Source organism: Candidatus Marimicrobium litorale, assembly GCF_026262645.1.
GTDB classification, from domain to species: Bacteria; Pseudomonadota; Gammaproteobacteria; order Pseudomonadales; family Halieaceae; genus Marimicrobium; species Marimicrobium litorale.
Genome location: NZ_SHNO01000001.1, coordinates 2,756,972 through 2,780,639, shown reverse-complemented (window position 1 = coordinate 2,780,639; position 23,668 = coordinate 2,756,972). Strand labels below are relative to the sequence as shown.

Here is a 23,668-nt window from a genome sequence, read left to right as displayed (position 1 = left end):
CTCCCCGCAGTGCGGGGGCTCAAAAGTTAAGCTTGATTGTCGGGTCGGCCAGGGCGATCTGTGCCCTGAACTCTTCCTTGATAATGTCCAGATTTTCCTGGGTATCTGCTTCAAATCGGGCGGTGAGGGCGGGCCCTGTGTTGGATGCCCGAATCAGCCCCCAGCCATTACTGAAATCTACCCGAATGCCGTCCATAATGTTGACTTTACCTGCCGAAAAGTCAGCATTGTTTATAATTTTGTCTACTAGTGTGAATTTATAGTTATCGTCTACGGGGATGATGATTTCCGGGGTATTCACAGTCTCCGGGAATTTCCCGATACTTTCGTCCAGGCTTTCACCGTGTGTGCTCAGGACTTCCGCCAGGCGGCAGGCAGCATAAATGCCGTCGTCAAAACCGTACCAGCGCTCACCAAAAAACATGTGGCCAGAGAACTCGCCGCCCAACAGCGCATTAGTCTCGCGCATTTTCTCCTTCATAAAGGCATGGCCGGTTTTCCACAGCACGGGCCTGCCACCGTGCTGCGTGATGAGCGAGGACAACAGCCGGCTGCACTTGACGTCAAATACCACATCGGCTCCTGGATTTCGTGATACCACGTCTTGCGCGTAAAGCATCAGCAGGACGTCGGAGCGTATGATCCGCCCACTGCCCGTAACGACGGCCAGCCGATCGCCGTCGCCATCAAAAGCTACACCGAAATCTGCGCGGGCCTCGACAACCTTTTCGGTCAGTTGTGCGAGGTTGTCCTCGTTGCTGGTGTCTGGCGGATGGCCAGGAAATGATCCGTCGACGACACAGTTGAGAGGAATCACCTCGCAGCCAAGCTCCTCCAACAGGGCCGGTGCTATATCGCTGGTTGCGCCATTCCCCGCGTCGACCACAATCCTCAAAGGAATAGAGATGGCAATATCATGCAGGACCTCATCCACATAGGCGGGGATGACTTCTTCGCCCGTGAGCATGCCCTTTCCGGTGCTGAAACTACCTTCTATAACCCTATCCCGAATCTCTGCGATACCGCCGGCGGCGATGGTCTCCCGGTTCATAACGATTTTTAGCCCGTTCTGGTCTGCCGGGTTGTGGCTACCGGTAATCATCACTCCGGAGTGATGATTCAGCCGACGGGTGGCAAAGTACAGCAGCGGAGTGGGTACCAGCCCGATGTCCACTACGTCGCGCCCTGTCGCCATCAAGGCGTGCAACAGAACCGATTTAATACGTGGCGTGGAAACCCTGCCGTCACAGCCCACTATGAGAGTCTGTTCGCCTCTTTCGCCGGCGATGGTACCAATGGCCAGGCCGATTTTTCTGACCAGCTCATCGGTCAACTCGGTGTCGGCGTTGCCGCGAATATCGTAAGCCCGAAACACGTGGCGGGGAATGCCAGCTTGTCGCTGTGGATCCCCCGAGACGATGTTGTCATCGGCCAGATCGAGATCGAGATCGAGATCGAGATCCAGATCCAGATCTGCCTCAGTGCCTGCGGAGCTTACCTTGGGGCGGGTTTCGGGCAGAGCGCGTTCCGGGGGATGAGAGCCAATGGTTTCAACCTCTGCTTCCGGTATCGTCCAGTTATTACTGCTGCTATGACGCAGCGTGCTCAGTGTTGCCCGACGCAACTGCTTGGCAATGGAGACGAGTTCTGGAATAGACAGGCTGAGCGTGGATTTCTGGTCAGACGCTGAAATTACCCGGTTGATTTCTGATTTCAGCTTTCGCGGGAAAAACCACAATAAAAAACCCAGCGCGAGGACAATCGCCATTACGATGAGACCCATCACGGAATACAAAGGCGATGGACTGAGAGCAAGGCCCTCCAGCATCGCGGAGGAGGGGCTGAAGCCGACACGCCAGTTGGTGTCGGGCACGTCTGCGTAGCGGGTGTACTCGCTTTCGGCACCACTGCCATTGGCAGCGATCACCTGGGTGCGTTGTGAGCCCTTTGCGGGCAAAAAACTCTGTATCAGGGTGAATTTTCCCGAGGCGCCCGTGGGCGTTCTCATTTCTTTCTCCAGCCGCTGGTTCTCAATGGTGATGATGATGACCGCAGAACGTTGCTGGATACGAGGGTGTAGCACACGAGCGCCTATGGAGGTGAGCCACTGATCCTCAAACTTGTATGATTCCGGCTGTGTGTTCTCGCCTTCACTGGCGCGCCTGACAAGGTCTAACTCTATATGGTTGCGCAAACCGCTGTTGCCCCCGGCAAAACCTGCAGTGCCCATGTCACCGATAGGGATGACACGCAAACTGATGACCTCCGGGAAGTAGTCCAGAATGGCTCTTTCCACCAGAGCGATGTCGCTCTCTGACTCGCTGGCGATGGCAGACAGGGCCAGTGGCGACCGCGAGGCGCTTTCGACGCGGTCTTTCAGCTGGGATATCGTCCTCTGAATACTGGCCGCTTGCTGCTGCGCGTAGGCCGAGGACAACTGCGTAATCTGCATTTCTTGCAGGCCGGGGTCCCGTAGCAGTAGCAGGTAGCCGAAACCCAGCACTGTCGGGAGTAAAACAACCAGTAACGCTGCAGCAGCGGCAGTGATGAGTGCGTTCCCCTTGGCAGAAATGCCCATGGGGGTGCCGGTGCCCGTAGCTTCTTCGGCATTGACCGGCGCTGCTTTTTTCTTTTTGGATTTTTTAAACTGCAGCATTAATCGAGTCAGGTTTCACGTCTGTCGAGGCATAATAGTACATCGTGCAGTTTGCTCAAACGGACATAGTCCCGTTTTTACCAGGCCACAAGAGCGCGTTGGTATTGCTGTGATGTGGGGTGTTTAGCCTGGCTCGGATATCTGGCCTGCAATCAGTCCGATGATTTGTGCGGCGATATTGGCCTTGCTTGCACAGGGGAGCGCTTTCTCCCCTCCCGACCAAATTGCCGTGGCGGCATTGTTGTCACTGTTGAAGCCTATAGCTTGGTCGGAGACATCGTTAGCCACGATCATATCGAGACCCTTGCGTTGCATTTTGTCTTTTGCGTAGTCGATCACACCGGTTGTTTCCGCGGCAAAGCCCACTGTGAAAGGCCGTGGTTGTAAGCCGCTGATCGTGGCGACAATATCAGGGTTGCGTAAAAAGGTGAGTTGTAACTCCTCTGCCCCTTTCTTGATTTTCTGTTGTTCTATAACGGCCGGCCGGTAATCTGCTACCGCCGCGCAGGCAATAAAAATGTCGCAATCCGGCGTGAGGTCGAGGCAGGCTTTCAGCATCTGCTGAGCGCTTTCTACGTTCACCAGTCCCGCTTGCTCGGGCGCCTTGAGATTCACGGGCCCGCTCACCAGGGTGGTAACTGCGCCGGCATCCACCGCGGCCTGAGCGAGCGCGTAGCCCATTTTTCCGGAGCTGTGGTTGGACAGATACCGCACCGGATCCAGTGCCTCTCGAGTGGGCCCGGCGGTGATAACAACGCGTTTGCCTGCCAGTAGCCCGGTGTCAAAAACACTGGCGGCCGCGGCGGCGATCATGGCCGGCGTTTCCATGCGCCCCGGTCCGATATCGCCGCAGGCCTGTTCTCCGGTTTCCGGTCCTACTATGTGAGCGCCTCGCTGCGCGAGTGTCTCGATATTTACTGCGGTGCCGGCGTTCTTCCACATTTGCTGGTTCATCGCAGGCGCCAACATTAACGGCGCCGGACAGGCCAGTGCAACCGTAGACAAGAGATCTTCTGCGCGGCCGCCGCTCAGTCGTGCGATTACGTTCGCGGTCGCGGGGGCTATTAGCAGTAGATCCGCCCACCGGGCCAGTTCGATGTGCCCCATGCCCTTCTCGGCCTCCTCGTCCAGCAGCTCGGTATGTACCGGGTGACCTGAGAGGGCTTGCAGGGTCAGTGGTGTAATGAATGCCTGCGCACCTGGTGTCATGACCACGCGCACATTGGCGCCGTGCTCCTGTAACTGGCGGATCAGTTCGGCCGCCTTGTAAGCCGCGATGCCGCCGCTCACACCGAGGAGGATATTGCGATTGAAAAGATGTGCCATTTGCCTACCCAAGCTGGGAAAATAGCGGAGGTGGAAAGATACCATTGTGCCGTGCCATTTGACACTGGAGCGCAGTTGCTCATGGAGGAGCCAATTGAAGCTATCGAGAGATATGCCGGCAGAGAGCCCGCGCAGCAGGCTTTTGGAAAGAGGCGCGGCGGCATTGTCAGATGAGGAACTGTTGGCTCTGCTACTGCACCTCGGCTTTGGCGACAGCGGTTCGCTGATGCTAGCGCGGGAGCTATTGGTGTGTTTCAGTGGTTTGGTCGGGCTGGCGCGGGCCGGGCAGCCCGACCTGCTGGCTCACCCGGGGATGGGGCCAGCGCGCTACGCAAAATTGGCGGCGTCCACGGAGCTGGCCCGGAGGCAAGCGCTGCAGGAGATGCGGGCCAATGGTGATGTGCTGAGCAGCCCCGGACACACGCGGCGATTCCTGAGTTATCATCTGGGCACGCGCCCGCGAGAGGTATTTACCTGTCTGTTTATGGACAGCCAGCATCGGGTGTTGCGCTGTGAGGACCTGTTTTTCGGCACGCTCGACGGTGCGGCGGTGTACCCGCGGGAAGTGGCGGTCCGGGCGCTTCAGTACGGGTCGGCAGCAGTCATATTTGCCCACAACCACCCCTCTGGTGTAGCAGAGCCCAGTGCCGCCGATCGCCGCATCACGGAGCGGTTGGTCGGCGCGTTGGCGCTGTTGGATATTCGGGTGCTGGACCATATTATCGTGGGCAGCGGCCCGGCCTACTCCTTTGCGGAGCAGGGATTGCTCTAAGTCGTTCGGCAAGCGGGTTCTGGCCCCTGGCCATGGGTGTAAAAACAGCTTTTTGGCGCTAAAGTTGATTAGGTCAGGGTGTTCTGGTATAAAAGCGCGCTCTGTGCGGTCGGGGGCCTTCAAAGTTCCTGAATCCCGCCGTTTATTTCGGAAATTCCCGCGTGTTTAGGGGAGAGTGAGAATCATGGCTAGAGTCTGTCAGGTTACCGGCAAGCGTCCGGTAGCAGGAAATAACGTATCACACGCGAAAAACCGCACACGTCGGCGCTTTTTGCCGAACCTGCACCAACATCGCTTCTGGTTACCCTCAGAGAAGCGCTTTGTCAGCCTGCGTGTATCGAGTAAGGGCATGCGCATCATCGACAAAAAGGGCATTGAGCAAGTGTTGTCAGACATGCGTGCCCGTGGTGAGAAGGTATAAAGGAGAAAACTGGTGAGAGAGAAGATCAGATTGAATTCAACGGCGGGTACCGGCCACTTTTATACGACGGATAAGAACAAGCGTACTATGCCGGACAAGCTCGAAATCAAGAAGTATGACCCGGTTGTTCGCAAGCACGTGGTCTACAAGGAAGGCAAAATCAAGTAGCCCGGCCATGCCGCAGCGTGTAAACACAGAAACCCCGGCAACCACCGGGGTTTTTTGTGTCTGCATCGGGGAAAAACGGGTGCATCGCCACTATGCCTGAATTGCCAGAAGTTGAAACGACCCGCCGAGGGGTGTCGCCCCACTGTGAAGGTCAGCGGGTGACCGCCGTGGAGGTGCGCGATCATCGCCTGCGCTGGCCGGTGCCGGATCAGCTTCCAGCGCTGCTTGTTGGACAGGTGTTCCAGAGCGTTGAGCGGCGGGCCAAATATCTGTTGTTCCGGACCAGTGCAGGCACTCTGCTGGTCCATCTTGGCATGTCAGGCTCGCTCCGGTTGGTGCCTCAAGGCGAGCCGCCGCGCCGCCATGACCACATAGATATCCTGTTGCAAAATGGTTTGTGCCTGCGCTATCACGATCCGCGTCGCTTTGGCTGCTGTCTCTGGCTGGAGAGGGGAGAATTACACCCGTTGCTGGGTAAGCTGGGCCCCGAACCACTGTCTGCGAATTTTGACGGAAAGTATCTTTATGGCTGCTCCCGAGGCCGTAAAGGACCTATAAAGAACTTTATAATGGACGCGAAAGTCGTTGTTGGTGTTGGTAATATTTACGCTAACGAGGCGCTTTTTCTCGCTGGAATCCGACCGGATCGCGCATCCGGGCGCATATCCCGTGCTCGCTACGACGACCTGGCGAGCCAGATAAAGCAAGTACTCACTACCGCCATAAGCAGCGGCGGAACTACCCTAAGAGATTTTGTGGGCGGTGATGGTAAGCCGGGATACTTCGCCCAAAAGCTGTTCGTTTACGGCCGAAAAGGAGAGGCCTGTAAACAGTGTGGCCACACGCTCCGCGAGACTCGGCTGGGTCAGCGCTCCAGCGTCTACTGCGTGACCTGCCAGCGCTGAACAGGCTAAACTAGGGGGATAAGAAAGGGGATTGGGAACCACCGGGGGCAATAGTGATGAAAATAAAATCAGCTACACGTCGGGCTACGGCCGCCCTGCTAATCAGTTGTCTGGCGATGCCGCAGATATTGTGGGCGCAGCAGGCTGTGGACGAAAGCCCGAGTGAATGGGCAATGGTGGGTGACCTGCTTGTGGCGAGGCCTATAGGCTTGGTGCTTACCGTGGGCGGAGCAGCGGTGTTTCTGGTCAGCTTGCCATTCACGCTGCTGGCAGGGCATGCTGGCGAAGCGGCCGATACCCTTGTTGCCGGGCCGGCGGAAACCACGTTTATGCGCTGCCTTGGTTGTCGACAGCCCGGCTATACCAACAACGACAGCGAGGCGATCAAGCGTCGCGAAGAAAGGCGTGCCGCCGAAAAAGCCGATTTGGAATCCGCTGCGCAGACTGACTCCTGAGGCGTGCACTAGCGGCTGGTGAAACGCTCCTGCAGTGCTGCGGCCACGTTGGGCGGCACGAAGGGACCTATGTCACCACTCAGGGAGGCAATCTCTCTTACCAGCGACGATGAGATATAGGACAGGTGCTCAGCTGGAGTCAGGAAGACACTCTCAAACTCTGGATACAGGGCCCTGTTCATATTGGCTAGCTGAAACTCGTATTCGAAATCTGCCACCGCGCGCAGCCCTCGCAACACGCATCGGGCGTCTTGGCTTCGGGCGAAATCTACCAGCAGATTGCTGAAGCCGGTAACTTCTACGTTGTCCAGATGTGCAAGAGCTGTCTCACATAGCTCGACACGCTCTTCCAGGTTGAATAGCGGAGTTTTGGTCTCACTGTAAGCAATCGCAACCACAACCCGGTCAAACAGTTTTGCGGCCCGCTCTGTCAGGTCCACATGCCCGTTGGTAATAGGATCAAATGTGCCAGGGTAGATAACGCAATTGGTTCTCATTGTGGCGGCCATCGGTGCGTGCAGGATGAAAGATGGTAAACAATTTGGGCTGCAGCGACAATGCGTTGGCTCGGGCCCTGTTATCGGGCAGTGCTGAGCGGCGACACCCGATACAAACGGTAGGCCACGGCCCCGGCGTGCTTGTCCCGGTGCAGGTGCCAGTCCTCAGGTGTTACCAGTGTGCCTTCTTTTACATGCGTTTCGATATAGACGAGTGTTCCTTCTCGCACAGTGTTGTATTGAGAGAGCGCATTGATGGCGGGTTCCACAAGGCCGGACTGAAAGGGTGCGTCAAGAAACACGATGTCATAGGGCGCAGCGGCCTGCTCGACGGCGTCCCCGGCGGTGCTCGCGATGCAGTGGCCGCGTTCAGTTGCGCCCAAAGCATCCAGATGCTCGCTTATCTGGTGCAACGCGGCCGGCGAGCTGTCAACAAAATCGCAGTGCGCCGCTCCGCGTGACAGTGCTTCCAGCCCCAGGGCTCCGGTGCCGGCAAACAGGTCTGCGCACTTTGCTCCCTGAATATCCGCCGCCAGCCAGTTGAACAGTGTTTCCCTGATGCGGTCACCGGTCGGACGCAGGCCTGCGGCGGGCTTGAAGGAGAGCTTGCGCCCCCGCCATTGCCCCCCAATAATGCGGACCTGCTGTTTTCCCGCTTGCTTGCCGGCGTGTGACATGTGTTCGCGATATCCAAGGGTGGTAAGATAGGCACCTTCCCGGCGCTCGTGAGGGCGTCCATTTTACCACGACCCTGACGGCTTGTTGTAAGCACGAACCGAATGCCCTGTTGGCTCAACCCGCAATAGTGCCCGGGCGATTGAGATTGATTGATTGTGAGGAGTGACGTCATGGCCGTTTCCACTGAAAATCTGCTAGCCCTGGCCAAGGCGGATCCACTGCTGACCGGCATAGTCCTGGGTGCGGTTTTTTTCACCGTGGCTGTGGTCGTCTGCCTGACAGGCTGGATGGGTAAGCGCTTCGCTAAGGGCGTGGGCAAGCCCGCCCAGCCGTCCGGTGTTGTATCGGAACCGGAGCCAGAGCCAGAATCGGCGCCAGAACCAGAACCAGAACCAGAACCAGAACCAGAACCAGAACCAGAACCCGAACCAGAACCAGAACCAGAACCAGAACCAGAACCAGAACCAGAACCAGAACCCGAACCAGAACCAGAGCCAGAACCAGAGCCAGAACCAGAGCCCGAACCCGAGCCAGAACCCGAACCCGAACCCGAACCCGAACCCGAGCCAGAACCCGAACCCGAGCCAGAGCCAGAGCCAGAGCCAGAGCCAGAGCCAGAGCCAGAACCAGAACCCGAGCCAGAGCCGGAACCGGAACCAGACGCCGCAGCATCGAAAAGGAGCCTTTTCGCTCGGCTGCGTCAGGGCCTGGGAAAGACCAGCGACAACCTCCTGCAGGGTGCAGGGACACTGTTCCTCGGGCGTAAGGAAATCGACGATGACCTCTTCGAGGAGCTGGAGTCGGCCTTGTTGATGGCGGACGTGGGTGTCGATGCAACGCTGGATATAATCGAGCGGCTGACAAACCGGGTGTCGCGCAAGGAGCTCACACAACCCGAGTCACTGCGCGCGGCGCTGCGCGAGGAGTTGCTTGATCTGCTGCGGCCTTGTGAGAGCCCGCTTGAGGCTTCCGGACACACTCCCTTTGTGATTCTCATGGTTGGAGTGAATGGTGTTGGCAAGACCACTACGATTGGCAAGCTGGCCAAACACTATATGACCGATGGCAAGTCAGTGATGTTGGCGGCGGGTGATACCTTCCGCGCGGCGGCTGTAGAGCAGCTTGAGGTCTGGGGTGAGCGTAATGGCGTGCCGGTTGTTGCCCAGCACACCGGTGCAGATAGCGCCTCGGTGATATTCGATGCGCTGGAGGCGGCCAGAGCGCGTAATATCGATGTGCTGATTGCGGATACGGCGGGTCGGCTTCACAATAAGGACAACCTTATGGAAGAGCTCGAGAAGGTCGTTCGCGTAATGGGCAAGCTCGACGCCGGTGCGCCCCATGAGGTGATGCTTGTTCTGGATGCCGGCACCGGGCAGAACGCCTTGGCTCAGGCAGAAAATTTTCAGCAGTGGGTTGGTGTGTCTGGTATCACCCTGACCAAACTGGATGGCACCGCCAAGGGAGGTATTATCTTTGCTATCGCGAAGAAGCTGAGTCTTCCCATTCGCTATATCGGCGTCGGTGAGGCCGTGGACGATTTACGACCCTTCGAGGCTGAGGCCTTTATCGATGCTCTATTTGCTGTAGATAAACCGCTGGAATGATCACCTTCGACCGGGTCAGTAAGCGCTTTGGGGAGGGCCACGACGCGCTTCGGGAGGTCAGCTTTGAAATAACCCGGGACGAATTGGTCTTTCTCACCGGCCACTCCGGTGCGGGCAAAAGTACGCTGCTGCGGCTCATTATGTTGATGGACCGCCCCACCCGGGGCCAGGTAGTGGTTGACGATCAAAACCTGAGAGAGGTGCGCCGCCGCGGCATACCAAGACACCGGCGGAATATCGGCGTCGTATTTCAGAATCATCGGCTGCTACACGATCGGTCAGTTTTCGATAATGTGGCACTGCCGCTGGTCATAGCAGGCTATGACTACCGCGAAGTTGGGCGGCGGGTGAGAGCCGCCCTCGATAAGGTCGGGTTGCTCAAGCGCGAGCAGGCTATGCCCGTTACCCTGTCTGGTGGTGAGCAGCAGCGCGTTGGGATTGCGCGAGCGGTGGTGGGCAAACCAAAAATCCTTCTGGCCGACGAGCCCACGGGCAACCTCGACCCGGAGCTCTCCGCGGAGATCATGAACCTGTTTGAGCAATTCAATCAGGTCGGTGTCACGGTCTTGATTGCCAGCCATGATCTGGTTCTGATTTCCCGCATGCAACACCGTCTCCTCACCCTGCGTGATGGTGGCCTCGTCACTGGGGGTGCGCTGTGAGCGAACGCCGCGAAAGTCCTTCCCGTCGAGGGGGAGCGAGTCACAGCCAGGCCCGCCTGCGTGATCAATACAATGCGTGGTTACAACACCATCGATTGTCGGCGGCGGATAGCTTGTCGCGCGTGCTGGGCCAGCCCGGCGCGAGCCTGCTCACCTGGTTGGTGATTGGCATTGCACTGGCATTGCCCGTGGGTCTGAATATCGCGCTGGATAATGTCAACCAGTTAAGGGCCAGTTGGGAGAGCCCCGCCAGTATTTCTGTATTTCTGGAGATGCAGATAAATGAGGAGGAGGCGCGGCAATTGCAGGTCGAGCTGGCGAGCTGGGAGCAGGTCAGAGAGACGCGGTTGATTGCGCGAGATGAGGCGTTGGATGAGTTCCGCAGTCTCTCCGGGTTTGCCGACGTCCTGTCCAGCCTGGAGGAAAACCCCCTGCCGCACCTGATACTGGTAACGCCAGTTGCATCCGGTGACGACCAAATGACGGATCTTCATGCGCAGCTGCAACAGCATGAGGGAGTGGCAGAGGCGGTGTTGGACATGGTCTGGTTGCAACGGCTGGCCAGTGTGATGGAGCTGAGTCGACGGCTGGTGATCGCGATTGGCGGTATGCTGATCATCGGCGTACTGCTTATCCTCGGCAACACCATTCGCCTTGCGATCGAGAGCCGCCGCGACGAAATTGTCGTCGTGAAGTTGGTAGGGGGCAGTAATGGCTTTGTGCGGCGTCCGTTCCTGTATACCGGTCTCTGGTACGGCGTGGGCGGCGGTTTGCTGGCTGGCCTGCTGGTATCCTGTGGCCTATGGTTTCTTGAGGGGCCAATTGGCGCACTTGTGTTGCTCTACGAGAGCGGCTTCAGGCTTGCTGGCCTTGGCGTGATGGGCATTCTTAACCTGGTGATCATTGGTGGATGCCTCGGTTTGGCGGGGGCTTGGGTAGCAGTATCGCGCCATATCGCCCGCATAGAACCGCGCTAGCCAACCGCTTTATAACCCAAAAGCATATAAAAAGGCGTTCTGATTAATCTTTGCGCAGGGAACTTTCCGCCCGTTAGCACTCTAAGAGATTGAGTGCTAAAATGAGAGACGTCCAAGAGAGGGGGCATGATGACCAACAGCCTACAACCTATCGACCAGATGGTGCCCGGTGCTAATCTGCCTGCCTATGTTCAGGCCGTTAGCAGTATTCCGATCCTGTCCGTGGCGCGCGAGCGCGAGCTCGCCGAAGGCCTGTTTTACAATGGCGAGCTGCAGGCAGCAAGGGAGCTGGTTATGTCGCATCTGCGGTTCGTTGTGCATATTGCGCGCAGCTACTCAGGTTATGGCCTCGCTGAGGCAGACCTCATACAGGAAGGTAACGTCGGCCTGATGAAGGCGGTGAAACGCTATAACCCTGAGAAGGGCGTGCGTCTTGTTTCCTTTGCGGTTCACTGGATCAAGGCAGAGATGCACGAGTTCATCCTGCGTAACTGGCGGATCGTCAAAGTTGCTACGACCAAAGCCCAGCGTAAATTGTTTTTCAATTTGCGCAGCGCCAAGAAGTCGCTCTCCTGGCTCAGTGCAGATGAAGCCCAATCCATCGCAGACGACCTCGGCGTTGATGTCCGTGAAGTGCAGCGCATGGAGGGCCGTTTGAGTAGCAGGGATCTCGGATACGATCAGCCAGTAGATGGAGAAGACGACAGTGCCTGGCAGGCACCGCAGTATTTTCTGGAAGATCAGAGCTCTGACCCCTCCGATATTCTTGAATCCAGTGATTGGCAGGACAGCAATGAAGCCCTACTGCATAGTGCGCTGGGCGAGCTTGATGAGCGCAGCCGGGATATTCTGGCCCAGCGCTGGTTGTCGGAGAAAAAATCGACGCTCCACGACCTCGCCGATCAGTACGGCGTATCCGCCGAACGCATTCGGCAGCTTGAACAGGCGGCAATGAAGCAAATTCGGGTCAGTTTTTCTGCCTGAAAATATCATCCTCTAGTAGGCGGCCTGGCCGCCTCTCGGTTACACTTCAACAATGGCGAAATTATTCATTACCCTGGGTTCACTGAGTGGCATGCTTGCGGTGATGCTGGGTGCATTCGGCGCCCATGCGCTGAAAAGCAGGCTCGATGAGTATGCCTTGGGTGTTTTCGAGACGGCTGCCCAGTACCACTTCAATCACAGCCTGGCCTTGCTGGCAGTGGGTGTAATTGCACTCAGCCAGCCCCAGACTGTGATGCTGAAAAGCAGTGGTTGGCTGTTTGTTATCGGCATACTGATTTTTTCAGGTAGCCTCTATCTGTTGAGTGTCACCGGTGTCCGCTGGCTGGGAGCCATTACCCCCGTAGGAGGATTGGCATTCATCGCTGGCTGGGCCTGTCTGGCGGCAACCGGCTGGAAGTTGCTGGTCTGACCGGCCGGTGTAGATACGTTGCAAGACCCTGTAAAAAAGCGAGGCATTCGCAGTTACGTGCTGCGAGTGGGGCGTATGACGCCTGTGCAAAAGCGTGCTCTGGAGGACAACTGGCCACGGTGGGGTTTGGAGTACGATGAGGGCTCGTTGGATATTGACGCGGCCTTCGGTCGGCCCGGGCACAGGGTACTTGAGATCGGCTTTGGTATGGGCCACTCCCTGGTGGAAATGGCAGAGGCGCGGCCAGAGACCAATTTTATTGGCATAGAGGTACACCGGCCTGGTATCGGTAAGCTATTTCACGGTCTGGAAAATACCGGTGCGGACAATGTCCGGGTCTATTGCCACGATGCGGTAGAAATTCTGCGCGACTGTATTGCGGATGCGTCTCTCGACACCGTGCAAATATTTTTCCCCGATCCCTGGCACAAAAAACGGCATCAAAAGCGTCGCCTGGTGCAGGCGCCATTTGTCAGCCTGTTGGTGAAAAAGCTTAAAAAAGGTGGGACTCTGCACATCGCCACGGACTGGGAGAACTACGCAGAGCAAATGATGAACGTACTAGGCGCCGAGACGTCCCTTACCAATTCATTTGGTGCGGGCTGCTTCTCGCCGCGGCCCGACGACCGACCCTTAACCAAGTTCGAAAAACGCGGAGAACGTCTCGGCCATGGCGTCTGGGATTTGCTGTTTATCCGCACGTGATGCCTGCGACGTGCTGCGAATCTAGAAAAACTCTGCCACAACAGTATCAAGGAAGCGTCGTCCCAGCTCTGTCGTCGCCACGTGAGCACCTTGCTGCAAGAGCAAACCACGCTCACATAACGAGGCAATACGAGGCTCCACCGTGGCGCAGTCCAGTCCGGTCCGGTCCGCGAACAGTGACAGAGAAAAACCCTCGTTCAGGCGCAGTGCATTCAACATGAACTCCCCAATGACTTCACTGTTATTTAACACGCGGGTGCTTGAGACAAACGCAGCGTCGATTGCGGCCATATAGTCTGCAGGCTGGCGGCGCTTCGCGCGGCGCACGATGCGTCCGTCAGATGATGTGACTTTGCCGTGAGCACCAGCGCCGATACCGAGATAATCACCGAAGGTCCAGTAGTTGCGGTTATGGCGACACTGGAAGCCTTCTTTGCTGTAAGCCGAGACTTCATACTGCGCATAGTTTTCTCTGTTCAGCCGCTGTTCCCCTGCCTGCTGAATGCTCGCCAGCGAGTCTTCGGTCGGCAACCGCGGTGTCTGCTTGTAGAAAATCGTGTTGGGTTCGATAGTCAATTGGTACCAGGAAATGTGGGGCGCACCCGTGCTAATCGCCTGTTTCAAGTCCTCGGTCGCGCCCTGCAGAGATTGTCCCGGCAGACCGTGCATGAGATCAAGGTTGAAATTATCGAAGCCGGCCTGCCTCGCGAGCGCAATGGCCCGGAGCGCTTGCTCCCGGTCGTGAACCCGGCCGAGAGCGTTTAACTGCGCGTCTGCAAAGCTCTGTACTCCTATGGACAGCCGGTTGATTCCCGCTTCTTTCAGGCCGATAAATTTGTCGGCCTCTGCGCTACCAGGGTTTGCCTCCAGGGTTATCTCTGCATCGACGGAGAGGGTTACGCTGTTTTTAATGCCGCGCAACAGGGTATCGATAGCCGACACCTGAAACAGGCTGGGTGTTCCTCCACCAATGAACACCGTATCTACGATCCGGTCTTTGGCGAGGGAAAGGTCATTGTCCAGATCCCGCAACAGAGTATCGACATACGCCCTCTCGGGTCGTTCCGAGAGTTCGTGAGAATTGAAGTCACAGTAGGGGCATTTGCGCTCGCACCAGGGCAGGTGGATGTAAAGGCCCAGCGGTGGCACCGGCATCAGGACCTGCGGAGTGCTTCAGAGAGGAGCGCACTGGCTTGCGCCCGGTGGCTGATACGATTTTTTACTTCCCTGGTCAGCTCGGCTGAACTGCAGTTATGTGTCGGCACCTGGAATAACGGGTCATAACCAAAACCGTTAGCACCGGAAGGCCTCAGCCGGATAAAACCTTCCCAGGTACCCTGACAAATCAAGGGCGTTGGATCCAGTTCATGTCGCAGATAGACTACGACACACTGGAACCGGGCGCTGCGCTTTGAGTCTGGAACGCCGTCAAGTCGCTCCAGCAGCAGGGCGTTGTTGGCCTCGTCACCCTTACCTGAAAAGCGTGCGGAGTGAATGCCCGGGGCACCCTTGAGGATGTCTACCTCAAGCCCGGAATCATCCGCAATCGTTGGTAGTCCGCTGTGCTGACTTGCTGCCCGCGCTTTGATCAATGCATTCTCGACGAAGCTCAGACCATTTTCCTCAACATCGGGAACATCAAACTTCGCCTGTGGCTGCAGGGCGAGACCGAGGGGCTTGAGGATGTCTTCAAACTCACGGAGCTTGCCCGCATTACCGCTGGCCAGAACAACAGTGTCTGCCGAAGCGCGTGCACCGTCACTCGACATAGAGTTGCCATTTGAAGTCAAAGCTGTAGGTCTTGTCTGTGCCCGCGGGTCGGAAATTCAGATCGAAGAAGCGCCATTCCTCGTTAATGAAGCGAAATTCCGCGATATAGTAAATCGCATCGCCCTCACGTATCTCTTTGAACTCCAGTGCCTGCTGTGTCTGCATCAGGTCGCGAACCTCGGCACGCAGTTGCATGGCCTGCCCGGTGCCAAGAGTTCCCGCGCTGGGCTTGCGCAGAGCCAGGTTGAGAATCGCACGCTGCTTTCCGCGCGTAATGCCATAAAGCTTAGCGATCTCCGGACTGAGGAATGTGGTGTTGACTACGCTGTAGTGGAGCTCGAAGTCGCCAAACTTTTCTGATTGCTGACCGAGCGCCGGGGCTGACAGTACCAGCAGGCTGATTAATGCAGTGCGAATAATCGACATCATGTGCTCCTCACAGCGTAATTCGATAAATTGCGGTGGTCGCGAACAAATTGGGCCACCGATTAGAGAGCATCGGGGTTCGATTGGTGTTACCGACAACGTCACGCTCCAGTATGCGAATGCCTTTTTGTTGGCAAAGGGCTTCGAAATCTTTCACGGTACAGTAGTGAATGTTAGGCGTGTTGTACCAGGTGTGGGGCATAAAGCTCGATACTGGCATGCGGCCATTTAATCCGAGCATAAGGCGGGACCGCCAGTGGCCAAAGTTTGGGAAGGTCACAATGCCCTCGCGTCCGATCCGCAACATTTCTGCGAGAACCTGGTCGGGGTGCCTGACAGCTTGCAGAGCCAGTGCCAACACCACGGTGTCGTAACTCTGGTCGGGGAAGTTGTGCAGACCCCCATCCATATCCTGCTCCACGACATCGATACCTTTGGCGATGGCGGCAGTAATATACGATTGGTCAATTTCTAGACCGGTGCCACGCACCTGTCGCTGGGCTCTCAGGTTTTTGAGAAACTCGCCATCGCCGCAGCCCAGGTCGAGCACCCTCGAGCCGGAGGCGATCCACCGCTGTATATGAGTGAGGTCTGTGCGCATCAGTCCTGTTCCCCCACTCGCCGCATATAGGCACTGAAGATATCCATGTAGCGAGGAATCGGGAGCAGGAAAGCGTCGTGACCCTCATTTGCGTCGATTTCGGTATAGCTCACGGGTCTGCCAGCCTCGACCAATGCATTGACGATTTCTCGAGAACGCTCTGGCGAAAACCGCCAGTCGGTGGAGAACGACATAACAAGAAAGCTACACTTGGCCTGCCGGAAGGCTGCCACTGGATCGTTGCCATGTTCCAGCGCAAGGTCGAAATAATCCAGCGCCCGTGTCATGAGGATATAGGTGTTGGCGTCGAAGGAGCCGGAAAAGCGGCTGCCTTGATGGCGCAGGTAGCTCTGTACCTGAAACTCGGGCGTCGTTTCCTCGCCCGGGATGAGACTACCCGAGCGCAGGTCACGGCCAAACTTGTTGGCCATGGCGTCGTCTGACAAGTAGGTAATATGACCGATCATCCGCGCCAGGGCGAGGCCCCTACTCGGAACTTTTGCATGATCCTGATAGCTGCCGGAGAAAAATTCGGGGTCAGACTCGATAGCCTGGCGGGCTACTTCATTAAATGCGAGGTTCTGAGCGCTCAATTTAAGCGCCGCAGCAATGACGATGCAGTGCTTGATGCGATCCGGAAATTCAAGGGACCAGCGCATGGCCTGCATGCCGCCCAGACTGCCTCCGATAACAGCTGCCCAGCAATCGATCTCCAGGCGCTGAGCCAGTCGGGCCTGGCTGTGCACCCAGTCGCGTGCGCGCATTGGGGGGAAGTTGGACCCCCATGGTTTGCCGGTTTCCGGATTGGTTGAGCTGGGTCCGGTGGAACCGTGGCAGCCGCCAAGGTTGTTCAGGCTGACCACGAAAAAGCGATTGGTGTCTATGGGTTTACCGGGGCCTATGCACTCATCCCACCAACCCGGCTTGCGATCCTCAGTACTGTGAAAGCCGGCCGCGTGGTGGTTTCCGCTCAGGGCATGGCAGACCAGCACCGCATTGCTGTGAGCCTTGTTGAGCGCGCCGTAGGTTTCGTAAATGAGTTCATAGGCGGGGAGCTCGCGGCCACAGGTCAGTGCCAGGGGCTCATCAAAGCGCGCAACCTGCGGCGTGACGATACCGATAGACTGGTTCAGCTTGGCAGATTCCATACCGGCCACTATAACCAGGGGACAAGGCCGGCAACACCGAGAGAGCCTGCCAAATGCCCTAGAGCAATCTGTATGATATTGATCAGGATAAAGACGAAAATGGGCGACAGATCCAACCCACCCATGGGGGGTAGCACCTTACGAAAAGGCGCCATCACCGGCTCAGTCAACTGGAACAGCAGCCGCAGTGCTGGATTGTTGCCTCCCTGTGCGATCCAGCTCAGTATGATCATGGCTAATATAGCGAAGAAGTATATTTTTACCAGATAGGCCGCCAGGCCGATCAGGCTGGCCATTATCAGGGGCAGCACTGGCAGCAGTGCGCCCGTCTGCAGTGCAACCAGCAGGGCGATCATCAGCATTTGCAGGATTAGCGCCAATAGCAGTGAAGCCAGGTCAATTCCGCCATAGCCAGGCACGATGCGGCGCAGCGGTATAACAAGTGGATTGGTCAATTTAACCAGTGTCTGGCTGATTGGGTTGTAGAAATCAGCGCGAGTCAGTTGCAGTAAAAAACGCAACAGCATGACCATCAGGTACAGCCCGAAAAACACGTAGACGAGGTAAACAAAGATATCAGTTAGCGCAGTCATATGTTGTCTAGCCCATTTCCCGCGCCATCTCCACGGCGCGCTCCGCGGCGGCCTGCATGGCTCTGGCGACTGTATGTTGCAATTCGTCTCGTTCGAAACTCTGGATGGCGCGTTCGGTCGTGCCGCCGGGGCTGGTCACTCGGCGGCGCAACTCCGCAAGATCGACGTCGCTTTCGAGCGCCATGCGCGCGGCGCCAAGAGCAGTTTGCACAGCGAGGCGTGTAGCCACTTCCTTCTCAAGACCCTGCTCTTTGCCCGCGGTGATCATAGCTTCCATGAACAGGAAAAAATAAGCGGGCCCGCTGCCAGAGAGAGCGGTGATGGCGTCCAGTTCGTTCTCGGTATCAACCCAGCAGGTGATCCCCACTGCCGACAATATAGTTTGTGCAAAGTCGCGTTGTTGCTCAGAGCACTGCGCATTGGCGAACAGGCCGCTGGCCCCGGATCGCAGCAGGGCGGGGGTGTTTGGCATGCATCTGACGATAGCGGCACCAGGGTCGAGTCGAGACTGTATTTGTTCGACCGTGATTCCTGCGGCGATGGAAATAACCAGTGCACTGTTTTTTTTGACCGCATCGGCAATGCTTTCTGTCGCTTCTGCCATAACCTGGGGCTTGACTGCCATGATGATGACATCCGCATGCGTCACAGCCTCCGCGTTGTCCTTGTATACCTCGATCGGGCCGATATCGCGCAGGCGCGCCAGGCTATCCGGCATGGGGTCGGCAGCACTGATGCAGCTGGCCGTTTGGCCGCTCTCCAGCAGGCCGCCAATAATACTGGCAGCCATGTTGCCGCCGCCGACAAATGCGATGTGGTACTGCTGCAAACGACTGTTGTTCATAAGCGCGCGAGATTCAAAACAATTTGCCAGTATACACGCCGCGACGGCCCAAAATCATCTATTACGCGGCCCGAAAAGGGCGGTGCCCACCCTTACCAGCGTGGCCCCTTCGGCAATAGCGGCCTCCAGATCAGCGGACATGCCCATTGAGAGGGTATCCAGACCGGGTGCCAGTGCCTGTAGCTCGGACAGTGCGGCGCGCATCGCCGCAAAATCCTGACGCTGCTGCTTTTCGTCTGACCCGGCTGCGGGAATCGCCATCAGGCCTCTCAGAGTGAGGCCGGGCAGCGCCAGCACTGTCTTGGCCAGATCAGGAAGCGCTGCCAGTGTCACTCCAGACTTGCTGTGCTCGCCGGATACGTTGACCTGCAGGCAGACTTGTAACGGCGATTTATGTGGCGACCGTTGATCACTGAGTCGCCGGGCAATCTTGTCGCGATCGACACTGTGCACCCAGTCGAAGTGCGCCGCTATGGAGATTGTTTTATTGGACTGGATGGGTCCGATGAAATGCCAGCACAAAGGCAGATCCTTTAGCTCGTCGATCTTTGACAGCGCTTCCTGCAAGTAGTTTTCGCCGAAGTGAGAAAGCCCGCTTTCATGTGCCCATCGTATGTGTGAGGCAGGTCTCGTTTTGCTCACCGCAACCACAAGAATATCACTATTGCTGAACTGGCTTTTTTCTGCGCTGCGCCTTACTCTTGAGAGTAGTTGCGCGATATTGTGGGAGAGCTGTTGTTTGTCCATGGGGCGAATCTTAGCTGATTCCCAGCTTCGGTACACGACAATAACAAAGCACCGCGAGCCGGCAAAATACGTGGGTTAGTTGGCGGTTGGGTTGCGCCATCCTGGCGTCAAATGGGGAGTGCGGAAGGAATGGATATAACGGAACTATTGGCCTTTACTGCAAAGCAGGGCGCTTCCGATTTGCACCTGTCCGGAGGCCTCCCACCAATGATTCGTGTGGATGGTGATATTCGTCGCATCAACCTGCCGCCCATGGAGCACAAGCAGGTTCATGAACTGATCTACGACATTATGAATGACAAGCAGCGCAAGGACTACGAAGAGTTCCTTGAAACTGACTTCTCCTTCGAGGTGCCGGGGCTTGCCCGTTTTAGAGTGAACGCATTTAATCAGAATCGCGGAGCTGCGGGCGTATTTCGTACCATTCCCAGTAAGGTTCTCACTATGGAAGATCTGGGTATGGGTCAGGTTTTCCGCGATATATCGATGATGCCCCGGGGCCTGGTTCTAGTCACTGGCCCCACCGGATCCGGTAAGTCGACGACGCTGGCAGCGATGGTCGACTATATCAACGACAATAAATATGAACACATCCTGACCATTGAGGACCCTATCGAATTCGTACACGAGAGTAAAAAATGTCTGGTCAACCAACGTGAGGTTCACCGCGATACCCTGGGCTTTTCTGAAGCGCTGCGCTCGGCACTGCGAGAAGATCCGGACATCATTCTGGTGGGCGAACTGCGTGACCTCGAAACTATTCGTCTGGCTCTGACGGCCGCTGAAACTGGCCATCTTGTTTTCGGTACGCTGCATACGACTTCTGCGGCGAAGACGATCGACCGAGTGATCGACGTGTTCCCCGCCTCAGAAAAAGATATGGTACGTTCCATGTTGTCTGAATCGCTGCAGGCGGTTGTTTCCCAGACGCTTCTAAAGCGCAGTACCGGTGGCCGTATCGCCGCGCATGAGATTATGCGCGGAACGTCTGCTATTCGTAACCTGATACGGGAAGACAAGGTAGCTCAGATGTACTCGGCTATACAGACCGGACAGGCCATGGGTATGCAGACTATGGATCAGTGCCTCGAGGACATGGTCGCCAAACGCTTGATTACGCGCGAAGTGGCCCGAGAAAAAGCCAGAAATCCGGAGAATTTTTAGAGTCCGCAAAAGACGCAGGGTTGCCGCAGAGGAAGGACGACATGAAGATTGAGGAATTACTCGAAAGGATCGTGAAGGAAGGTGCTTCGGATGGTTTTATTACAGCAGACGCGCCGCCGAGCATCAAAGTCGATGGACAGATATTTCCTATTAGTGGTACTGCGCTCAGCGAGGAGGAAGCGCGTGAGGTAATTCTGTCCTCCATGCTGCCTGAGCAAGAGGAAGACTTTGTTCGGCATCGCGAGGCCAACTATGCCATAACGACCCAGAACTGCGGTCGTTTCAGGGCCAGCGCTTTTGTGCAGCGAGGGCAGAGCGGCTTGGTTGTGCGCCGTATACAAGACGAGATTCCGACAATTGATGGTTTAGGTCTGCCACCAATTATTAAAGAGCTATCCATGACCCAGCGCGGCCTGATCATTTTCGTGGGTGCGACGGGTACTGGTAAATCGACATCTCTGGCATCAATGGTGGGACACCGTAACCATAATAGCCGAGGCCATATTATTACCATCGAGGATCCTATCGAATTCATTCATGAGCACGCGGGCTGCCTTATTACGCAACGCGAGGTGGGGATGGATACGGAGTCCTATCAGGTGGCTCTGAAGAATACGCTGCGTCAGGCGCCGGATGTGATACTGATCGGTGAGGTGCGAACGGCGGAGACCATGCAGCAGGCATTGACCTTTGCTGAAACTGGCCACCTGTGTCTTTGTACCTTGCACGCAAACAATGCGAACCAGGCGCTCGACAGGATACAGAGCTTTTTTCCTGCGGATATGCATGACCAGGTCTGGATGGATCTATCTTTGAACCTCAAGGCAATGATTGCGCAACAATTGCTACCACACAAGGACGGTAAAGGCCGTGTGCCCGTGATAGAGATTCTGTTAAATACCCCGTTGATCAGTGATTATATCCGCAAGGGAGAGGTGCATCTCATCAAGGACCTGATGGCCAAATCTACGGAGCACGGTATGCAAACCCTCGATCAGTCTCTGGTCAAAGCATACAAGGACAAATTGATTACCAAAGAGGACGCGTTGTACTATGCTGATTCGGCCAACGATGTAAGATTGAAAATCAAGATGCTGGACCGCGGAGATTTCGGTACCGGAGATACGCTCGATATTTCCTTCGAAGAGCAGGAAGACGAAGGCCGCTTTCTCGGTCGTTAGTCGATGGGCTTACGCCTCTCCCCTCGCGCGCTCCAGCCACGACTTGAGAATCAACTCGGCCGCTAAACTGTCTACCGGGTTGGCGCTGTAGTCGCCCCGATGTCCCTGTTCGCGACTGATCGACTTGGCCTCGGCACTACTCAGGCGCTCATCGATCATGTCTACCGGCAGACCCAACCTGCCATGCAGGCGCCGCGCAAACTTGTTCGCTAGCTGGCTAAGCTCGCTGTCGCTGCCATCCATATGCAGGGGCTCACCCACCACCAGGCGCTCGGGCTGCCACTCCGACACAAGACTTGTTAGTGCCCGCCAGTCCGGCTGGCCATCGCGGGCTTTTAGCACTGCCAGTGGCTGGGTTGTGCCGAGCCGGCGGTTACCGACCGCGACACCGATATTACGCAAACCAAAATCAAAGCTGATGACGTTGCGATTTGGATTATTCACTGGGTTGCACGAAAGCGGAGAGATGATCAGGCGTGGCCGGCCTGGCCGGAAATCAGGTTCATATCGACGCCCAACAGGGCCGCGGCGGCCTCCATGCGATGGTCTACTGGTGTTGAAAAAATGATGTCGCTGTTACCCGGCAAGGTGAGCCAGCTGTTTTCCGCCAACTCCTGCTCCAGTTGGCCCGCGGCCCATCCCGCGTAGCCCAGTGCAATGAGGTGTTCCGATGGGCCCTCGTCGTTGGCAATCGCGCGCAGGATATCGCGTGACGTGGTCAGCGTGACTTCATTGGTGACGTTAAGGCTGGCCTCCCAAGCATCTTCGCAGTAACGGTGTAATACAAACCCATGATCCATCTGTACCGGGCCGCCCGCCATCACCGGCTCGGTAGAGTAGTCCCTCAGGGTGGTAATCTGTAAGTGCTCGAAAATTTCATCGACGGATAGATCAAGGGGTCGATTGATAACAATACCCATTGCACCGGCTTCACCATGCTCGCAGATGTAGGTGATGCTTTGTGAAAAAATACCCTCAGACAGGCACGGCATTGCAAGCAGGAAGTGATCCCGCAGGCAGTCGCCGCTTTTTGAGGTGCTGACCGAAAGTGCTGCAGCCATTGCTGTCGTCTCGAAATTAAAAGGCACTAGGGAGAGCTTAGCTGATTTTCTTGAAAATGCCATGTACGGACGATCTCGAGTTTATCCGTGGTGGCTTTTAACTCGGGCGGAAAGGGTGCAAAAGGTGATGCCATGCGTACGAGTTTGATTGCAGCCTCATCAAGCACCGCGTAGCCAGATGAAGACAATACACGGATTTCTTCAAGGCTACCGTCGGCGCGTATCACGACTAACATGCGAAGGTCGCCGTAGATACCATAGCGAACGGAGGCGGTTGGGTAGTATTGGTTACCTACGGCTTCCAGTCGACGACGCCAGTCGAGTAGGTAGGCGGCATCGACAGATTGTTTGGCAGATGCGGCAGACAGTCGCCTGACCCTTGAGTTGTCTTTATGGGACGGATTTTTTTCGGAGAGTTCCGCTTCAAGGCTGGCAATCTCCTGTGCAAGTCGATCCAGTTCCTGACTGCCACTACTCGTCTCGCTGCGAGAACGGCGCGGCTTTGCCTCTGTACTGTCAATTTTACGTCGCGATAGGTTAGCTGTGGAAATGGGGTTTTGCCGTGCTTCCTGAGCCTCCCGTGCAACCCGCTCTAGTGCTTGAACCTGTATGTTGCCCGCGCTTTCTCCGGGGCTGGTGAATTGCTCCCGATGCGCCTCTTGGCCCTGGCCGTCCTGATTCGATTGCGCGATAAGTTTTGCATCATCAGGGGTGGCCTGCGCGGGCATGGAGGTGAGGGTAACTTCGATCTGGGGCGCATACTCGCGAACGTTATTGGGTTTGAAGGTGACGCCCATGACTATGGCTGCGTGCAGCAGCAATGCGACGACGACGGCATTTTTGAACCGGGTACCCCCGGTATCTGCGGTATCCAGGTAATACACCTACCT

At 56.5% G+C, this 23,668-nt stretch carries 28 protein-coding genes; 13 read left to right on the top strand and 15 right to left on the bottom strand.

Going from position 1 to position 23,668, the window contains the following annotated elements:
* Positions 1–19 precede the first annotated feature (19 nt).
* Positions 20–2,656, bottom strand: a complete 2,637-nt coding sequence (locus tag EYC82_RS12535) for a phosphomannomutase/phosphoglucomutase (protein WP_279249876.1) — start codon at positions 2,654–2,656, stop codon at positions 20–22.
* Between the two features lie 123 nt (positions 2,657–2,779).
* Positions 2,780–3,982 carry a bifunctional phosphopantothenoylcysteine decarboxylase/phosphopantothenate--cysteine ligase CoaBC gene (gene coaBC, locus EYC82_RS12530; protein ID WP_279249875.1) on the bottom strand — a complete coding sequence of 401 codons (1,203 nt, stop codon included), beginning with the start codon at positions 3,980–3,982 and terminating at the stop codon, positions 2,780–2,782.
* A gap of 94 nt (positions 3,983–4,076) precedes the next feature.
* Here coaBC and radC point away from each other — a divergent pair, with 94 nt between their 5' ends.
* From radC to EYC82_RS12505, 5 genes are all read left to right on the top strand, one after another.
* Positions 4,077–4,754 carry a RadC family protein gene (radC, locus tag EYC82_RS12525; RefSeq protein ID WP_279249874.1) on the top strand — a complete coding sequence of 226 codons (678 nt, stop codon included), beginning with the start codon at positions 4,077–4,079 and terminating at the stop codon, positions 4,752–4,754.
* Between the two features lie 184 nt (positions 4,755–4,938).
* Positions 4,939–5,175, top strand: a complete 237-nt coding sequence (gene rpmB / locus EYC82_RS12520) for a 50S ribosomal protein L28 (RefSeq protein WP_279249873.1) — start codon at positions 4,939–4,941, stop codon at positions 5,173–5,175.
* 12 nt (positions 5,176–5,187) lie between these two features.
* Positions 5,188–5,343, top strand: coding sequence for a 50S ribosomal protein L33 (gene rpmG, locus EYC82_RS12515; protein ID WP_279249872.1), 156 nt, complete (start codon positions 5,188–5,190; stop codon positions 5,341–5,343).
* 92 nt (positions 5,344–5,435) lie between these two features.
* The gene (gene mutM, locus EYC82_RS12510) at positions 5,436–6,248 is read left to right on the top strand and encodes a bifunctional DNA-formamidopyrimidine glycosylase/DNA-(apurinic or apyrimidinic site) lyase (RefSeq protein ID WP_279249871.1); all 813 of its coding nucleotides are present in this window, start codon (positions 5,436–5,438) and stop codon (positions 6,246–6,248) included.
* Between the two features lie 56 nt (positions 6,249–6,304).
* The gene (locus EYC82_RS12505) at positions 6,305–6,703 is read left to right on the top strand and encodes a hypothetical protein (protein WP_279249870.1); all 399 of its coding nucleotides are present in this window, start codon (positions 6,305–6,307) and stop codon (positions 6,701–6,703) included.
* An 8-nt stretch (positions 6,704–6,711) separates the two neighbouring features.
* On the opposite strand, the gene coaD is transcribed toward EYC82_RS12505, so the two are convergent.
* Positions 6,712–7,200, bottom strand: a complete 489-nt coding sequence (gene coaD, locus EYC82_RS12500) for a pantetheine-phosphate adenylyltransferase (protein WP_279249869.1) — start codon at positions 7,198–7,200, stop codon at positions 6,712–6,714.
* An 80-nt stretch (positions 7,201–7,280) separates the two neighbouring features.
* On the bottom strand, positions 7,281–7,877 hold the full coding sequence (gene rsmD, locus EYC82_RS12495; protein ID WP_279249868.1) for a 16S rRNA (guanine(966)-N(2))-methyltransferase RsmD: 597 nt from the start codon (positions 7,875–7,877) through the stop codon (positions 7,281–7,283).
* Positions 7,878–8,189: 312 nt separating this feature from the next.
* Here rsmD and ftsY point away from each other — a divergent pair, with 312 nt between their 5' ends.
* The 6 genes from ftsY (at position 8,190) to trmB (ending at position 13,243) form a co-directional block, all read left to right on the top strand.
* Positions 8,190–9,485: a signal recognition particle-docking protein FtsY gene (gene ftsY / locus EYC82_RS12490; RefSeq protein WP_423243921.1), complete on the top strand. Its 1,296-nt coding sequence runs from the start codon at positions 8,190–8,192 to the stop codon at positions 9,483–9,485.
* Positions 9,482–10,147, top strand: a complete 666-nt coding sequence (gene ftsE / locus EYC82_RS12485) for a cell division ATP-binding protein FtsE (RefSeq protein WP_279249866.1) — start codon at positions 9,482–9,484, stop codon at positions 10,145–10,147. The genes ftsY and ftsE overlap by 4 nt, the downstream gene beginning before the upstream one ends.
* On the top strand, positions 10,144–11,124 hold the full coding sequence (gene ftsX / locus EYC82_RS12480) for a permease-like cell division protein FtsX (protein ID WP_279249865.1): 981 nt from the start codon (positions 10,144–10,146) through the stop codon (positions 11,122–11,124). The genes ftsE and ftsX overlap by 4 nt, the downstream gene beginning before the upstream one ends.
* Before the next feature lie 129 nt (positions 11,125–11,253).
* Complete coding sequence (gene rpoH / locus EYC82_RS12475) at positions 11,254–12,108, top strand: RNA polymerase sigma factor RpoH (RefSeq protein WP_279250697.1); 855 nt, start codon at positions 11,254–11,256, stop codon at positions 12,106–12,108.
* A gap of 52 nt (positions 12,109–12,160) precedes the next feature.
* Positions 12,161–12,538, top strand: a complete 378-nt coding sequence (locus EYC82_RS12470) for a DUF423 domain-containing protein (RefSeq protein ID WP_279249864.1) — start codon at positions 12,161–12,163, stop codon at positions 12,536–12,538.
* Positions 12,539–12,556: 18 nt separating this feature from the next.
* Positions 12,557–13,243: a tRNA (guanosine(46)-N7)-methyltransferase TrmB gene (trmB, locus tag EYC82_RS12465; protein ID WP_279249863.1), complete on the top strand. Its 687-nt coding sequence runs from the start codon at positions 12,557–12,559 to the stop codon at positions 13,241–13,243.
* 21 nt (positions 13,244–13,264) lie between these two features.
* Here the strand turns inward: trmB and hemW are convergent, their stop codons facing one another.
* The 8 genes from hemW to EYC82_RS12425 are packed head-to-tail and all read right to left on the bottom strand — an operon-like array spanning position 13,265 to position 19,372.
* A complete protein-coding gene (gene hemW, locus EYC82_RS12460) occupies positions 13,265–14,398 on the bottom strand; it encodes a radical SAM family heme chaperone HemW (protein ID WP_279249862.1) in 1,134 nt (377 codons plus the stop codon).
* Positions 14,398–15,012 carry an RdgB/HAM1 family non-canonical purine NTP pyrophosphatase gene (rdgB, locus tag EYC82_RS12455; RefSeq protein WP_279249861.1) on the bottom strand — a complete coding sequence of 205 codons (615 nt, stop codon included), beginning with the start codon at positions 15,010–15,012 and terminating at the stop codon, positions 14,398–14,400. Before rdgB ends, hemW begins: the two co-directional genes overlap by 1 nt.
* Positions 15,002–15,439 carry a DUF4426 domain-containing protein gene (locus EYC82_RS12450; RefSeq protein WP_279249860.1) on the bottom strand — a complete coding sequence of 146 codons (438 nt, stop codon included), beginning with the start codon at positions 15,437–15,439 and terminating at the stop codon, positions 15,002–15,004. Before EYC82_RS12450 ends, rdgB begins: the two co-directional genes overlap by 11 nt.
* A 10-nt stretch (positions 15,440–15,449) precedes the next feature.
* Positions 15,450–16,040: a methionine biosynthesis protein MetW gene (gene metW, locus EYC82_RS12445; protein ID WP_279249859.1), complete on the bottom strand. Its 591-nt coding sequence runs from the start codon at positions 16,038–16,040 to the stop codon at positions 15,450–15,452.
* A complete protein-coding gene (metX, locus tag EYC82_RS12440; protein ID WP_279249858.1) occupies positions 16,040–17,188 on the bottom strand; it encodes a homoserine O-succinyltransferase MetX in 1,149 nt (382 codons plus the stop codon). Before metX ends, metW begins: the two co-directional genes overlap by 1 nt.
* 8 nt (positions 17,189–17,196) lie before the next feature.
* On the bottom strand, positions 17,197–17,781 hold the full coding sequence (locus tag EYC82_RS12435) for a YggT family protein (protein ID WP_279249857.1): 585 nt from the start codon (positions 17,779–17,781) through the stop codon (positions 17,197–17,199).
* Positions 17,782–17,788: 7 nt separating this feature from the next.
* The gene (gene proC / locus EYC82_RS12430) at positions 17,789–18,625 is read right to left on the bottom strand and encodes a pyrroline-5-carboxylate reductase (RefSeq protein ID WP_279249856.1); all 837 of its coding nucleotides are present in this window, start codon (positions 18,623–18,625) and stop codon (positions 17,789–17,791) included.
* A gap of 54 nt (positions 18,626–18,679) precedes the next feature.
* The gene (locus tag EYC82_RS12425) at positions 18,680–19,372 is read right to left on the bottom strand and encodes a YggS family pyridoxal phosphate-dependent enzyme (RefSeq protein ID WP_279249855.1); all 693 of its coding nucleotides are present in this window, start codon (positions 19,370–19,372) and stop codon (positions 18,680–18,682) included.
* Between the two features lie 129 nt (positions 19,373–19,501).
* Between EYC82_RS12425 and EYC82_RS12420 the strand changes: the two genes are divergently transcribed.
* Together EYC82_RS12420 and EYC82_RS12415 are read left to right on the top strand one after the other, a co-directional pair.
* The gene (locus EYC82_RS12420) at positions 19,502–20,536 is read left to right on the top strand and encodes a type IV pilus twitching motility protein PilT (RefSeq protein WP_279249854.1); all 1,035 of its coding nucleotides are present in this window, start codon (positions 19,502–19,504) and stop codon (positions 20,534–20,536) included.
* 41 nt (positions 20,537–20,577) lie between these two features.
* Positions 20,578–21,717: a PilT/PilU family type 4a pilus ATPase gene (locus tag EYC82_RS12415; protein WP_279249853.1), complete on the top strand. Its 1,140-nt coding sequence runs from the start codon at positions 20,578–20,580 to the stop codon at positions 21,715–21,717.
* A gap of 9 nt (positions 21,718–21,726) precedes the next feature.
* Here EYC82_RS12415 and ruvX read toward each other — a convergent pair whose 3' ends face one another.
* From ruvX to EYC82_RS12400, 3 genes are read right to left on the bottom strand one after another with little or no spacing between them, the layout of a single operon-like run.
* A complete protein-coding gene (gene ruvX / locus EYC82_RS12410) occupies positions 21,727–22,161 on the bottom strand; it encodes a Holliday junction resolvase RuvX (RefSeq protein WP_279249852.1) in 435 nt (144 codons plus the stop codon).
* 26 nt (positions 22,162–22,187) lie between these two features.
* Entirely contained in the window at positions 22,188–22,778 is a 591-nt protein-coding gene (locus EYC82_RS12405) for a YqgE/AlgH family protein (RefSeq protein ID WP_279249851.1), read from the bottom strand.
* Positions 22,779–22,804: 26 nt separating this feature from the next.
* Entirely contained in the window at positions 22,805–23,662 is an 858-nt protein-coding gene (locus EYC82_RS12400; RefSeq protein WP_279249850.1) for an energy transducer TonB, read from the bottom strand.
* Positions 23,663–23,668: the final 6 nt, after the last annotated feature.

What these genes read in the sequence shown, in the direction of transcription:
- EYC82_RS12535 (WP_279249876.1), bottom strand. Translation starts at nt 2,656, where the DNA reads ATGCTGCAGTTTAAAAAATCCAAAAAGAAAAAAGCAGCGCCGGTCAAT.
- coaBC (WP_279249875.1), bottom strand. Translation starts at nt 3,982, where the DNA reads ATGGCACATCTTTTCAATCGCAATATCCTCCTCGGTGTGAGCGGCGGC.
- rpmB (WP_279249873.1), top strand. Translation starts at nt 4,939, where the DNA reads ATGGCTAGAGTCTGTCAGGTTACCGGCAAGCGTCCGGTAGCAGGAAAT.
- mutM (WP_279249871.1), top strand. Translation starts at nt 5,436, where the DNA reads ATGCCTGAATTGCCAGAAGTTGAAACGACCCGCCGAGGGGTGTCGCCC.
- EYC82_RS12505 (WP_279249870.1), top strand. Translation starts at nt 6,305, where the DNA reads ATGAAAATAAAATCAGCTACACGTCGGGCTACGGCCGCCCTGCTAATC.
- coaD (WP_279249869.1), bottom strand. Translation starts at nt 7,200, where the DNA reads ATGAGAACCAATTGCGTTATCTACCCTGGCACATTTGATCCTATTACC.
- rsmD (WP_279249868.1), bottom strand. Translation starts at nt 7,877, where the DNA reads ATGTCACACGCCGGCAAGCAAGCGGGAAAACAGCAGGTCCGCATTATT.
- ftsE (WP_279249866.1), top strand. Translation starts at nt 9,482, where the DNA reads ATGATCACCTTCGACCGGGTCAGTAAGCGCTTTGGGGAGGGCCACGAC.
- rpoH (WP_279250697.1), top strand. Translation starts at nt 11,254, where the DNA reads ATGACCAACAGCCTACAACCTATCGACCAGATGGTGCCCGGTGCTAAT.
- EYC82_RS12470 (WP_279249864.1), top strand. Translation starts at nt 12,161, where the DNA reads ATGGCGAAATTATTCATTACCCTGGGTTCACTGAGTGGCATGCTTGCG.
- hemW (WP_279249862.1), bottom strand. Translation starts at nt 14,398, where the DNA reads ATGCCGGTGCCACCGCTGGGCCTTTACATCCACCTGCCCTGGTGCGAG.
- rdgB (WP_279249861.1), bottom strand. Translation starts at nt 15,012, where the DNA reads ATGTCGAGTGACGGTGCACGCGCTTCGGCAGACACTGTTGTTCTGGCC.
- EYC82_RS12450 (WP_279249860.1), bottom strand. Translation starts at nt 15,439, where the DNA reads ATGTCGATTATTCGCACTGCATTAATCAGCCTGCTGGTACTGTCAGCC.
- metW (WP_279249859.1), bottom strand. Translation starts at nt 16,040, where the DNA reads ATGCGCACAGACCTCACTCATATACAGCGGTGGATCGCCTCCGGCTCG.
- metX (WP_279249858.1), bottom strand. Translation starts at nt 17,188, where the DNA reads ATGGAATCTGCCAAGCTGAACCAGTCTATCGGTATCGTCACGCCGCAG.
- EYC82_RS12435 (WP_279249857.1), bottom strand. Translation starts at nt 17,781, where the DNA reads ATGACTGCGCTAACTGATATCTTTGTTTACCTCGTCTACGTGTTTTTC.
- proC (WP_279249856.1), bottom strand. Translation starts at nt 18,625, where the DNA reads ATGAACAACAGTCGTTTGCAGCAGTACCACATCGCATTTGTCGGCGGC.
- EYC82_RS12425 (WP_279249855.1), bottom strand. Translation starts at nt 19,372, where the DNA reads ATGGACAAACAACAGCTCTCCCACAATATCGCGCAACTACTCTCAAGA.
- EYC82_RS12420 (WP_279249854.1), top strand. Translation starts at nt 19,502, where the DNA reads ATGGATATAACGGAACTATTGGCCTTTACTGCAAAGCAGGGCGCTTCC.
- EYC82_RS12415 (WP_279249853.1), top strand. Translation starts at nt 20,578, where the DNA reads ATGAAGATTGAGGAATTACTCGAAAGGATCGTGAAGGAAGGTGCTTCG.
- EYC82_RS12405 (WP_279249851.1), bottom strand. Translation starts at nt 22,778, where the DNA reads ATGGCTGCAGCACTTTCGGTCAGCACCTCAAAAAGCGGCGACTGCCTG.